The sequence below is a fragment of the Fructilactobacillus sp. Tb1 genome (assembly GCF_050500285.1).
Taxonomy (GTDB): domain Bacteria; phylum Bacillota; class Bacilli; order Lactobacillales; family Lactobacillaceae; genus Fructilactobacillus.
Window position 1 is genome coordinate 399,937 of the sequence record NZ_CP191377.1, and the last position, 12,843, is coordinate 412,779.

Genomic DNA, 12,843 nt, shown 5'->3' on the forward strand with positions numbered 1-12,843 from the left:
ATACGATTTTTTCTAATTATTAATTAAGCTAATTCAGAAGCTGGATTGTTAATTAAAACACGTTTGCCAGCAACATCAACTTTGTAATCAAGTTTAACTTGTTCGTCGTTATCCTTAACTACGTAAATCTTTTTACTATCACGAATGTATCCCATAAGAATATCATCGTTTGAATCTAAGACACCTTGACCATTTTCGTAAACTACTTCTGAATTATCAACTGTGAAAGGAATTAATCCAACCACGATACGTTTAATTGCAACTTTTTCCATAATAATTACCTCCAATGTTTTCTTTTACTGTACCACAACTTTATTCATTATCCTTAAGTTCTGATCTCTTAATTGTCTTAATTTTGTCTCCACCAATAATTAATTCGTCACAAACGTTAAGGAATAATCCGTGTTCGACTACTCCGGTACGTTTCTTCAAGTCTTCTGATAATTTTTCCAAATTAGCGTCTTTCGGAATTGTCATATTAATTAAGTAGTTACCAGAATCTGTTTCAAGAATGTCACCATTATCTTTGAATCTAAATTCTGGTTTGTAACCATTGTCTTTCAAGTAACGGAAGACACCCATTCCACCAAACGGAATAACTTCAACTGGTACAATGTGACCACCTAAGGAATCTGTGTACTTGCTTTGATCAACAATCCAAATATTCTTCTTAGACATATCGGCAACTAGTTTTTCAAAGAGTAAGGCAGCTCCCCCACCTTTAATCCCGTTAAGCTTCTTATCAACCACGTCAGCACCATCAACAGTTAAATCAACTTGGTCAATGGTATTAACATCGAGCATCTTCATGCCTAAGCTTTCAGCTAACTTTTCGGTTCCAACTGAGGTTGCCACACATTGAATATCTAACTTTTCTTCATTAATTCGTTTGTTAATAGCTTTAACAAAGTAGGCAGAAGTAGTTCCAGAACCAAGTCCTAATACAATGTGATCAGGAACAAGTGTTGCAGCATAAGCAGCTGCTTGAGCTTTTTGTTTTTCAATTTCTTCTTTAGTGATACTATCTTTATGAATGACGTTCAAGATTTCTTCACGTGTTGGAATTGAATTTTGAGCTCCAGCTACTTGAATCGTCAATGATGATGCATGGCTAGCATATAACATAGCTTGACGAATATTTGATAAATCAAGGTCAAGTTGTGATGCTAATGAACCAATGAATGTATCACCAGCGGCAGTCGTATCAACAACTTTTGCTGGGAATGGTGGAATTAAGGCATGATCACTTGGAGTAGCAAAGAATGCACCACGTCCACCAACTGTAATAATGACCATCTTAATGCCTTTTTTAAAGAAGTACATGGCATTATCAAGCATTGAAACTTCACTTTTAACCTCAATATCAGTTAAAGTAGCAGCTTCAGATTCATTTGGTGTAATAATATCAGTTAATTTTAATAATTCTTCAGGGAGTTGTTTTGCAGGAGCTGGGTTTAAAATAGTTTGAACACCATTAGCTTTTGCAATTTTAAAGGCTTCAATGATAGCTGGAATTGGAATTTCCAATTGTGCAATTATACGATCAGCATTAACGATAGCGTCTTTATGGGCATCAACATCTTCTGGTGTCATAGACATATTAGCGCCACCATATACGTAAATTGAATTTTGTCCAGATTTGTCAACGGTGATGTAAGCTTTACCAGTTTCTTGATCATTAGTAGTGATCAAGTCATCGACATGCATTCCATCGTCTTTAAATCCTTGAACCATCATTTTGGCATCATCATCATTACCTAGTTTGGTAATAAAGGTTGTATCAGCTCCAGAACGAGCTGCCGCAATTGCTTGGTTTGCACCTTTACCACCACCATGTGATTGTTGGTATGTATTAATTGCCAATGTTTCACCGGGTAGAGCATATTTTTCAACATTTAAAACTTTATCTACATTAGTAGATCCAACTACAACAATTTTTTTGGTCATAATTATTACCTCCTCATTTACAATTACATTATAACTCTTTCAATCCGATATGTAAGCGATTACATGCTCGCTTTTTTTAAATTCATTAAAGATTGTGAAAAAATAAATTAAGTTTGTACATTATATAATTGATTTATTTGCTGCTAGGATAGGCTTTTAACATAAAACCCACCGAATGCCAGTTTGTGAAATAAATATTAATTGAGCTAAACCCCTTGCAATAGTGATGTAAATCGCTTACATTAGTACATGTAGACGACAAGAAATGCAAAACGAAAAAGTGTCATACATAGGTTTCATTGTTTTGTTTCAACTTGTTACAACCGTAACTATAAATTATAAAGGAGATTTATTATGGCTGATAAAATGAAAGCTTTAGTAATGACTGGCAAGCAAGAAATGAAGATGGAAGAACGCGAAATTCCAACTCCAAAAGACAACGAAGTATTAATTGAAACTGCATACGCAGGTATCTGTGGTACTGATAACGCATTATTCAATGGACTTCCAGGTTCAGCAGATGCTGTTCCTCCAATCGTTTTAGGACACGAAAACTCAGGTGTTGTTAAAGCTGTTGGTAAAGATGTAACTAACTTCAAAGAAGGCGACCGTGTTTCTGTTGACCCTAACATCTACTGTGGTAAATGTTTCTACTGTCACATCGGTTTATTTGAAGAATGTGATAACTTATCAGCTGTTGGTGTTACTCGTGATGGTGGTCTAGAACAATACTTCACTGCTCCTGACACTGTTGTATACCATATTCCTGATTCAGTATCACTTAAAGAAGCTTGTTCAATGGAACCAATCTCATGTGGTGTTCACACTATGCACATCATGGATAACATCCAACCACATATGAATGCACTTATCATTGGTGATGGTTACATGGCTAAGATCTTTGCTCAATTATTAAGAGCTTACGGTGTTCAAGATATCACTATGACTGGTCGTCATGATGACTTACTTGCCCAAGAACAAAAACAATTAAACTTAAACCACGTTGTTAACACAACTAAAGAAGAAATTCCTAGCAACTACGATATCGTTATCGAAGCTGTTGGTACTCCTGAAACACAAGAAGCTGCTGTTAAACACACTAACAAGGGTGCTCAAGTTATGATGTTTGGTGTTGGTGCACCTGGTCAAACTTTCTCAATGAACACTTACGAAATCTTCAAGAAACAATTAACTGTTAAAGGTTCAATGATTAACCCTAATTCTTTCGAAGATACACTTGCATTATTAGAATCTGGTGCCGTAGATATCACACCATTCCAAGCAAATGTTATCAGCCTTGATGAAGTTGAAGGTGTTCTTAACCACACTACTCCTAAAGTAGGTAAAACAGTTGTTGCTGTTAACCCTGACCTTAAATAAGCTTTAAACGAGGAGAAATTTTTTATTGGCTACTAAAACAAAAAAAACACCTCGTACTATTTCAATGAAAGTTTCTATCGCATACTTTGTATTTTCATTACTTATCAATGCGTTAGGTAACGTTCTAACACTTGTTACAAGTGTTAAAGTTGGATCTTCATTCTTAGGTTCCGCTTATTGGACTGCCGCAGAAGCTAACTTAGGTATTGCATTACATGTTGACCTATTTACAATCTTCTTAGGCGCCGGGGTTGCTATCACAATTCTTAACGCAATCTTATTGGGTCATTGGGATTGGGGTCGTGCCATTGGAAACTTAATTTTCATGGTACCTTTCTCATTCTTGATTCAATTCTTCAATAACTTATTCATTCCAGGTAAGATTTTCGGAATTGCAATGAACCCAATCATTAACCTTCCAGTTGCTCATAACTGGATGATGATTATCTTCTATGTTCTTCTTAACTTCCTTGGAGTTGCTTTCATCGCTGTTGCCATCTCAATTTACCAACGTGTAAATCTTGTATTGCACCCTGCTGATGATTTAATGCAAATCCTTCGTTTCAAATACTGTAAAGGTAATGCTAACAAAGCGATGTGGCTTTCATACATTCCACCTACCATCATGGGTGTGATTGCATTAGCTATTACTCGTCAATTTACTAACTACGGATTAGGAACTATCTTTGCTTTCTTATTCCAAGGTGGAATTACTGGAGCATCTGATAAAGTTGTCTTTCCTAAATTGAAACATCAAGCTTTAGACGTTACACCAGAAACTGCTAGCAGTGATGGTTCAAACGTATCTGAAGATATTGATGAAGATATTAAAGCTAAAGATGCTGAACGTGATGCAAACAAATAATTAATATTATTCGATAGAACGTAACTTTTACGAGTTACGTTCTATTTTTTTCTTCTATATAAAGACTGAGTTTTAAGTTCCTAGGATGTCTGTTTTTGTAACATGAACATTCGTATAAGGTATGTTGACACTTATTATTTATCCATGGTATATTTTTAAAAATTTTATTTTTAGAAAACAAAGGAGGAATAAAAATGAAATCTTTATTTAGAAAGAAAGATATTAGTGGTCTTTTAGATCAAGCCACACCTTTAAAGAGAACTTTAAAAACTTGGGATCTCACATTTTTAGGAATCGGTGCCATTATTGGTACTGGGATCTTTGTTTTAACTGGTAAGGGAGCTTTAACTGCTGGCCCTGCCCTTGCAATCTCATTCTTAATTGCAGCTATCTGTTGTGGATTTGCCGGGCTCTGTTATGCTGAATTTGCATCAATGGCTCCAGTAGCAGGATCTGCATACACATATTCATTCATTGCCTTTGGAGAGTTTGTTGCTTTCATCATCGGCTGGGATTTAATCTTGGAATATGCATTAGCTGCTGCTACCGTTTCTGTTGGTTGGTCCGGGTATTTTGTTAGTATCCTAGAGAATATCGGGATTCATATTCCAACGGTGCTAACGGCTGCCGCAGGAACTACTCCTGGCGTGCACACTATTTTTAACCTTCCGGCATTCTTAATCGTAATTATCATTACATGGGTTATTTCATTAGGAATCAACGAAACTAAACGTTTGAACAGTATCATGGTAATTATCAAGCTAGCGGTTATCATCTTGTTTATCATTTTCACAGTTTGGTTTGTCAAAGTTGGTAACTGGAAACCATTCAGCCCATTTGACTGGTACTCATCACACAATGGTTCTGCAGCTGGAATTATCCCTGCTGCTTCAATCGTCTTCTTCGCCTTCATCGGCTTTGATTCAGTTTCATCAAGTGCTGAAGAAACAATCAATCCTAGTAAAACATTACCCCGGGGAATCTTACTATCATTATTCATCTCTACCATTCTTTATGTAATCATGACTTTGATTATGACCGGAGTTGTTAAATATACTGTTTTCGCTCAATACCTTAATGCTCCAGTGCTAGCTGTTTTAGCTGCTACTGGTCAAGGTTGGTTATCAGCAATTGTTGCTTTAGGTGCTGTAGTAGGAATGACAACAGTTATTCTCGTTATGCTTTATGGTCAATCACGGACCAGTTACTCAATGGCACGTGATGGATTATTTCCTAAAATGTTCAGTAAAGTTAACAAAAAAAGTCAAACTCCAGTCCTTGGAACTTGGTTCTTTGGAATTATTACTGCATTAGCTGGTGGATTTATTAACTTGAACATTCTGTCAGAATTAGTAAACATTGGTACGCTTTCTGCCTTTATATTAGTGGCATTGGGAATCTTAGTAATGAGATACACTCAACCGAAAGCTAAACGTGGCTTCAAAGCCCCACTGGTACCATTCACACCAATTATGGCAATTCTCTTTTGTTTAACTTTAGTAGCTGGATTGAACTGGGAAACTTGGGTTCGTTTCATCATCTGGTTAGCACTAGGAATGACCTTATACTTTGGTTACAGCCGGAAACACTCAGTTTTAAACAAATAAATTATGTAAAAGGATTAGATCAAATTGATCTAGTTCTTTTTTTATTCTTATAAATTTACCATTATAGTATTGTTCGTATTTAAAGTGAATGTTTGGTGTAATGTTATCTGACACGTTCACTTTTCTGCTAAGAAGTACTAATAAAACTACTAAATTATTAAGATTTGTTATTTACTTTATAAAAAATAAAGATTATCATTATAAAAAACTTAAGTTTTTAAATTTTATGGAGGTGTCCCAATGAAAAACTTACGTCATAGCAAGTTACTTTCATTTGCAATTATTGGGGTATCTGCCCTCGTACTAACTGGGTGTGGAGCCCAAAAGCACGATAGTAGTGCTCAAAAAGACAAGACTGTATCTGTTAGTGCTGGTTCAACTATCAATACCATGGATTCAAGTTTAAACACTGATATGTACGGTGCCCAAAACTTGTTCAATACCATGGAAGGTCTTTATCGTTTTACTGGCAAGAAGCTCGAACCTGGGGTTGCCAAAAGTATCGCTAAGCCAACCGATGGCGGTAAAAAATACACGATTGCTTTGAAACACACCAAATGGTCGAACGGCGATCCTGTGACTGCTAATGATTTCGTGTATGCTTGGCGTCGGATTGTCGATCCTAAGACTGGTTCTCAATATTCATACATATACAGTGGGATTAAAAATGCTGATGCCATCGTAGCTGGTAAAAAAGCTCCCGATACTCTGGGCATTAAAGCCTTAGGAAAATACAAACTTCAAATTACATTGGAACACCCTATTCCTTACTTCAATACTTTGGTTACTGGTAGTCAATTTCTCCCAATCAACCAAAAGACCGTCGCTACTTTAGGCGATAAATATGGTCTTACAAGTAAAGGTATGATCTTTAACGGACCCTTCAAACTCGAAAACTGGAAAGTTGGAGATACGGAATGGCATGAAGTTAAAAATAACTCATACTGGAACGCTAAGAACGTGAAGCTTAACCAACTTAAGTACTATTACATTGCTGATCCCAATACGGGATTGAATTTGTATGACACTAAGGTACTTGATCGTTATCAAGACTTAAGTGGTGACTCTGCTCGTCAGCTTTCACACAACAAGGATTTCAAAACTACTCCACAAAATTCAACTTCTTTCTTGGAAATGAATGAAAAAACACACCCTTACTTCAAGAATGCAAAACTTCGTCAAGCGTTGTCATTAACAATAAACCGTAATGAAACAAGCAATAATATTTTGGGTAAAACTGGTCTTCCAGCTCATCAACTAACTCCTTCTAATATGAGTAAAAACCCAACTACTGGAACAGACTTCACTAACGAACCTGCTATTGTAGCTGATCGTAAATACACCGAATACAATCCCGAAAAAGCTAAACAAATTTGGCTTGAAGGTTTGAAAGAAACTGGGCAAAAGGAAATCAATGTCACGCTTACCGCTGATAACACTGATACTACTAAGAAAGTGGCCGAATACCTCCAAAGTAACATGGAAAAAGACTTACCTGGGTTCCATATGACAATTAGTAGTGTGCCATTTAAGACCCGTATGCAAAGACAAGCCAACAAATCATTTGATATGATTACAGGTTCTTGGATGGCTGACTATCCTGATCCAACTAACTTCTTAGATTTGTTTACTACTGGTAACTCCAACAATGATGGGAGTTGGTCAAACAAGCAATATGATGCGTTAGTCAAGAAGGCAGAAACTACTGATGCTAATGATCCTCAAGCTCGTTGGCAAGATATGATTCAAGCTCAAGACATTCTTACTAAAGAACAAGGTGTTATCACTACTTACCAAGACAACAGCGCTGCTTTAACTAAACCAGACGTTAAAGGGTTCACTAGTACCCCAACTGGTATGTACGACATGGGCGCTGTTTACAAAACTAACAAATAACGGAGGCAAATAATGACAAAATATATTCTTAAACGTCTATGCTACTTATTTTTAACATTATTGATTATCGCCTCTATTACATTCTTCATGATGAAGGCCTTACCTGGTACTCCTTACACTAACCAAGCCAAGATGAGTCCAGCACAATTAACCGTAATGAATCATAAGTATGGTTTTGATAAACCAGAATACGTTCAATACTTCAAATACCTAGGTGGCCTACTTCACGGTGACTTAGGCACATCTTTCCAATTTAACAATCAACCCGTTACTCAATTAATTGGTGACCATATCGGACCATCAATGCAACTTGGGTTACAAGCCATGATACTTGGTAGTTTACTTGGAATTATTCTTGGTAGTATCGCTGCCATTAAGAAAAATACCTGGGTAGATGCTTTAGCAACTATCGTTTCAATTTTAGGAATCTCAATCCCCAGTTTCGTGTTAGCAATCTTGCTTCAATACTACTTGGGATACAAACTTCAATGGTTCCCCGTTGCTTTATGGCACGGATTTAGTTCATCAATCTTGCCAACCATAGCGTTGACAGCTTTCCCACTCGCAAGTATTGCACGTTACATGAGAACTGAAATGGTTGATGTATTAAGTAGTGATTACATCGAATTAGCGAAAGCTAAAGGTGACGCCACTTGGCAAGTAATCACTAAACATGCGCTACGTAACTCATTAATTCCAATCATCACAGTTGTTGGTCCAATGGCTGTTTCAATCATGACTGGTTCAATGGTGGTCGAATCAATCTTCTCAATTCCTGGAATTGGTGATCAATTCGTTCAATCAATTTTAACTAATGATTACCCTACCATCATGGGATTAACTTTATTCTATTCACTCTTGATGGTTGTTATCATCTTGGTAGTCGATATTCTTTATGGGGTTATCGATCCACGAATTAGATTAGGAAAAGGAGGAAAAGCATAATGAGTGATAAGTTACCAGCTCAAGAAACAGAGTTCCAATATCTCAGTAATGATTTATCAAATATCCCGACTGAGGCCTTTGGTACTTCAAGAACTTACTTCCAAGATGTTAGACGGCGTTTCTTCCACAATAAAATTGCGATGGTCTCTGCCATCATCTTAATTTTCATCATTCTGGTTGCCTTCCTTGGCCCAGCATTCGTTCCAACTGATCCTAATGCTCAACACGTATTATTTGCTAACCTCCCCCCTAAACTAGGTACCTTAAACATTCCTGGTATGAATGGAATCCAACACGTTGGTGGTCATACCATTGATGCTTACAAGGCTGCTCACGTTCCAGATGGTACTTACTATGTCTTTGGTACTGATTACCTTGGTCGTGACTTGTTCTCAAGAATCCTTTCTGGAACTCGTTTATCAATCATCGTTGCCATGGTTGCCACCTTACTTGATTTATTAATCGGGGTTCCTTATGGTCTAGTTTCAGGTTTAGCTAGTGAAAGAACTGATACTTTCTTACAACGTATCATCGAAATCATCTCATCTGTTCCTGATCTAATCATCGTTATCCTTCTTCTTGTTGTTTTGAAACCAGGTTTGACATCAATCATCATTGCCATCGCCTTCACTGGATGGATCACAATGGCTCGTTTGATTAGAGCTCAAGTATTCAAACTTAAAGAAAACGAATACGTCCTTGCTTCAGAAACTTTAGGTGAATCAAAATGGAAGATTGCTACAAAGCATTTAATTCCTAACCTTAGTTCAACTATCATTATTCAAACAATGTTCTCAATCCCTACTGCAATCTTCTTTGAAGCTTTCTTAAGTTTCATCGGGATTGGTATTCCTGCACCAAATGCTTCACTTGGTACTTTGATGAACGATGGTCAAAAAGCTTTCCACTTCTTGCCTTACCAAATGTGGATTCCAGCTCTCATCTTGAGTTTGATTATGATTACTACCAACTTAGTCGGTGATGGAATGCGCGATGCATTCGATCCCCAATCTGATTAGAAAGGAGGACCATGATGACAGATAAAGTTTTAGAAGTTAAAGATTTACGTGTCGATTTTACAACCTTAAACGGAACCGTTCATGCCATTCGTGACGTAAGTTTTGACCTATACAAAGGTGAAACTTTAGCCCTTGTTGGTGAATCTGGTTCTGGTAAATCAGTTACTGTCCGTAGCGTGATCCAACTTTACGCTAAAAACGCTATTGTAACTGGTGGTACCATTAAATTTCGTGGTCAAGATTTACTTAAATTAGCCCCGAAAGACATGGATCAAATTCGTGGAAAAGATATCTCTATGATTTTCCAAGATCCGATGACTTCACTTGATCCTACTATGCCAATTGGAAAACAAGTTGCTGAACCATTACTCGTGCATAAAGATGCTGATCACGCTGAAGCTATGAAACGTGCTCAAGAAGTACTTGAATTAGTAGGTATTCCAAACGCTAAAAACCGGCTGGGCGACTACCCTCACCAATTCTCTGGTGGACAACGTCAACGGATCGTTATTGCGATGGCAATCATCGATAACCCAGAAATTTTAATTGCTGATGAACCTACTACTGCTTTGGATGTTACTGTTCAAGCTCAAATCATCGCTTTATTAAAAGATTTACAAAAGAAAATTGGTACTTCAATCATCTTCATTACTCATGACTTAGGTGTTGTGGCTGGGATTGCTGACCGGGTTGCGGTTATGTATGCCGGTAAGATTATTGAATACGGAACTACTGATGAAATTTACTACGATCCAAAACACCCATACACTTGGGGATTATTGGATTCAATGCCTACTTTAGACATTAAAGGTAAACGACTCAAAGCTATTCCTGGTACCCCAGCAAACTTAATCAACCCACCTAAGGGTGATGCATTTGCTCCACGTAACGAATACGCAATGGCAATTGATACTCGTTTACAACCACCTTACTTTAAGGTTACTGACACACATTATGCTGCAACTTGGTTATTAGACCCTCGTGCACCAGAAGTTGTGCCTCCCCTATCAATTCAAAATCGTCAAAAGAAATACAAACCAGCAGGAGGTGAAAACGATGGCTAATGAAAAAGAACCCCGTAAAGTAGCAGTTAAGGTTCGTAACCTAAAACAATACTTTAACGTTGGTAAAAAAGATGAAGTTAAAGCTGTTGATGACATCTCATTCGATATTTATGAAGGTGAAACTTTAGGTTTAGTTGGTGAATCTGGTTCTGGTAAAACTACTACTGGACGCAGTATCATTCGTCTTTACGATCCTACCAGCGGAGAAATTGACTTCGAAGGTAAGAACGTTGCCAAGCTTAAAAAGAACGAATTAAAGGACTTTAGAAAGAACATGCAAATGATCTTCCAAGATCCTTATGCCTCATTAGACCCTCGGATGAAGGTTAAAGATATCATTGCTGAAGGAATTGACATTCATGGTTTAGCTAAAAATAGTGAAGACCGTGACCGTCAAGTCCGCTCATTACTTAAGCAAGTTAACTTAAACCCTGAATTTGCGAACCGTTACCCTCACGAATTCTCTGGTGGACAACGTCAACGGATTGGGATTGCCCGTGCGTTAGCTGTTCAACCTTCATTTATCATTGCTGATGAACCTATTTCTGCCCTTGATGTTTCTATTCAAGCCCAAGTGGTTAACTTATTACAAGATATCCAAGAAGAAAAAGGACTCACTTACCTATTTATTGCCCATGATTTATCAATGGTTAAATACATTAGTGATCGAATTGCTGTTCTTTATAAGGGTAAAATTGTTGAATTATCAGACACTGAAGAAGTTTATAACAACCCTCTTCACCCTTATACTCAAAGTTTACTTTCAGCTGTTCCGATTCCTGATCCTGATTTGGAAAGAAACCACAAAATTAAAACTTTTGATCACAGTAACCCTTTCAAAGAAGGAGAAGCTCTTCGAGAAGTACTTCCCGGACACTTCTTATACTGTGATGAAGCTACTGCTGCATCATTCAAAAACTAAATTAGTTTTAAGTCGAGATTTTAGAATCTCGGCTTTTTTTATTGTAGAATTGCCTTAATCAATAAAATATAAAGGAGATTATTATAATGAAAGCAATTGGTATTAAAGAATATGGTGGTCCAGAAAACATCGTTGAATTAGATGCAACTAAACCCCAAATTAATGATGATCAAGTTTTAGTGGAAACTAAAGCGGTTGGAATTAATCCATTTGATTGGAAAATTGCGACTGGTTCTGTTAAAGCATGGCTCAAACTCAAGTTACCAATCATTATGGATTCTGACTTCGCAGGTGTCGTCGTTGCAGTTGGTGCTAATGTGCAAGAATTTGCCGCTGGTGATCGTGTAGTTGGTTTTACATTAACTGGTGCTTCTGCTGAATACATTGCCGCAGATCCCAAGAAAATGGCTTTATTACCTGATAATGTTGATTTCACTACAGCTGCTGGGGTTCCAGAAGCTTCTATGACCATTTGGCAAGGAATCTTTAATCATGCCCACGTTCAACCTAACGAAAAAGTCTTAATTCAAGGTGGTGCTGGTGGCCTCGGTACTTTTGGAATTCAAATTCTTCATCAAATTGGTGCAAAAGTTTATACCACTGCTAGCGCTAAAAACGCTGACTTACTTAAATCTTTAGGTGCTGATGAAGTAATCGACTACCATACAACTAAGATTACGGATGTCTTATCAGATATGGACGTTGTGTTTGATACCATTGGTGGCGATACTGTGGCTGAAGACTTTGAAGTTTTGAAACCTTACGGTCGTTTAGTCTCTGTCCTTGGTGCTCAACCTAATGAATTAGCAAAAGAAAAACACCTTCGTGTGATGGACGAAAGTGCTGATTTTAATCACCTTGATTTACAACCAATGGTTGATAGTATCGCCCTTGGTAAAACTAAAGTTGTGATTGATAAAACCTTTCCATTCTCTGTGGACGGTGTGCGTGAAGCCATCGAAACTAGTCAATCACATCACGCAGTTGGTAAGTTGATTGTTGACTTTAGTAAGTAAAAATAATTATAATGAACTTGTGACTTAATCTATTGATAAGCACTGGAACTAGGACTAACATTATAAAGGCAATTATATTACCGGTTTGTGGTGGACCAATAATATATAAAAAATACCTACTAGCATTAGCTGGTGGGTATTTTTTATGTTCCACTATTATGTTTTACAAGCTAGTGGGTTTG

General features: G+C 37.2%; 11 protein-coding genes. 9 read left to right on the forward strand and 2 right to left on the reverse strand.

From position 1 onward, the window contains the following. Positions 1-23: 23 nt before the first annotated feature. Both ACQW5G_RS02400 and rbsK read right to left on the reverse strand, forming a co-directional pair. Positions 24-272 (reverse strand): hypothetical protein, encoded by a 249-nt coding sequence (locus ACQW5G_RS02400; protein ID WP_429971487.1) that lies wholly within the window; start codon positions 270-272, stop codon positions 24-26. A 40-nt stretch (positions 273-312) separates the two neighbouring features. Then, positions 313-1,947: a ribokinase gene (gene rbsK, locus ACQW5G_RS02405; protein ID WP_429971488.1), complete on the reverse strand. Its 1,635-nt coding sequence runs from the start codon at positions 1,945-1,947 to the stop codon at positions 313-315. Between the two features lie 366 nt (positions 1,948-2,313). Here rbsK and ACQW5G_RS02410 point away from each other — a divergent pair, with 366 nt between their 5' ends. The 9 genes from ACQW5G_RS02410 to ACQW5G_RS02450 all read left to right on the forward strand — a co-directional run bounded on the left by ACQW5G_RS02410 (position 2,314) and on the right by ACQW5G_RS02450 (position 12,661). Then, entirely contained in the window at positions 2,314-3,327 is a 1,014-nt protein-coding gene (locus ACQW5G_RS02410; RefSeq protein WP_429971869.1) for a zinc-dependent alcohol dehydrogenase family protein, read from the forward strand. 64 nt (positions 3,328-3,391) lie between these two features. Then, on the forward strand, positions 3,392-4,192 hold the full coding sequence (locus ACQW5G_RS02415) for a fructose permease (protein ID WP_429971870.1): 801 nt from the start codon (positions 3,392-3,394) through the stop codon (positions 4,190-4,192). Positions 4,193-4,386: 194 nt separating this feature from the next. Continuing rightward, entirely contained in the window at positions 4,387-5,799 is a 1,413-nt protein-coding gene (locus ACQW5G_RS02420) for an amino acid permease (protein WP_429971489.1), read from the forward strand. Positions 5,800-6,039: 240 nt separating this feature from the next. Beyond that, a complete protein-coding gene (locus ACQW5G_RS02425; RefSeq protein WP_429971490.1) occupies positions 6,040-7,695 on the forward strand; it encodes a peptide ABC transporter substrate-binding protein in 1,656 nt (551 codons plus the stop codon). 12 nt (positions 7,696-7,707) lie between these two features. Further along, positions 7,708-8,640, forward strand: a complete 933-nt coding sequence (opp3b, locus tag ACQW5G_RS02430) for an oligopeptide ABC transporter permease (RefSeq protein ID WP_429971491.1) — start codon at positions 7,708-7,710, stop codon at positions 8,638-8,640. Beyond that, the gene (locus tag ACQW5G_RS02435; RefSeq protein WP_429971492.1) at positions 8,640-9,659 is read left to right on the forward strand and encodes an ABC transporter permease; all 1,020 of its coding nucleotides are present in this window, start codon (positions 8,640-8,642) and stop codon (positions 9,657-9,659) included. Before opp3b ends, ACQW5G_RS02435 begins: the two co-directional genes overlap by 1 nt. 11 nt (positions 9,660-9,670) lie before the next feature. Further along, a complete protein-coding gene (locus ACQW5G_RS02440) occupies positions 9,671-10,723 on the forward strand; it encodes an ABC transporter ATP-binding protein (protein ID WP_429971493.1) in 1,053 nt (350 codons plus the stop codon). After that, positions 10,716-11,645: an ABC transporter ATP-binding protein gene (locus ACQW5G_RS02445; RefSeq protein WP_429971494.1), complete on the forward strand. Its 930-nt coding sequence runs from the start codon at positions 10,716-10,718 to the stop codon at positions 11,643-11,645. Before ACQW5G_RS02440 ends, ACQW5G_RS02445 begins: the two co-directional genes overlap by 8 nt. Positions 11,646-11,731: 86 nt before the next feature. Next, entirely contained in the window at positions 11,732-12,661 is a 930-nt protein-coding gene (locus ACQW5G_RS02450; RefSeq protein WP_429971495.1) for an NADP-dependent oxidoreductase, read from the forward strand. The last annotated feature ends 182 nt before the right edge of the window (positions 12,662-12,843 follow it).

Bases quoted from the DNA above. Each gene is read 5' to 3' on its own strand.
- ACQW5G_RS02400 (WP_429971487.1), bottom strand. From the start codon at position 272: ATGGAAAAAGTTGCAATTAAACGTATCGTGGTTGGATTAATTCCTTTC.
- rbsK (WP_429971488.1), bottom strand. From the start codon at position 1,947: ATGACCAAAAAAATTGTTGTAGTTGGATCTACTAATGTAGATAAAGTT.
- ACQW5G_RS02410 (WP_429971869.1), top strand. From the start codon at position 2,314: ATGAAAGCTTTAGTAATGACTGGCAAGCAAGAAATGAAGATGGAAGAA.
- ACQW5G_RS02415 (WP_429971870.1), top strand. From the start codon at position 3,392: ATGAAAGTTTCTATCGCATACTTTGTATTTTCATTACTTATCAATGCG.
- ACQW5G_RS02420 (WP_429971489.1), top strand. From the start codon at position 4,387: ATGAAATCTTTATTTAGAAAGAAAGATATTAGTGGTCTTTTAGATCAA.
- ACQW5G_RS02425 (WP_429971490.1), top strand. From the start codon at position 6,040: ATGAAAAACTTACGTCATAGCAAGTTACTTTCATTTGCAATTATTGGG.
- opp3b (WP_429971491.1), top strand. From the start codon at position 7,708: ATGACAAAATATATTCTTAAACGTCTATGCTACTTATTTTTAACATTA.
- ACQW5G_RS02435 (WP_429971492.1), top strand. From the start codon at position 8,640: ATGAGTGATAAGTTACCAGCTCAAGAAACAGAGTTCCAATATCTCAGT.
- ACQW5G_RS02440 (WP_429971493.1), top strand. From the start codon at position 9,671: ATGATGACAGATAAAGTTTTAGAAGTTAAAGATTTACGTGTCGATTTT.
- ACQW5G_RS02445 (WP_429971494.1), top strand. From the start codon at position 10,716: ATGGCTAATGAAAAAGAACCCCGTAAAGTAGCAGTTAAGGTTCGTAAC.
- ACQW5G_RS02450 (WP_429971495.1), top strand. From the start codon at position 11,732: ATGAAAGCAATTGGTATTAAAGAATATGGTGGTCCAGAAAACATCGTT.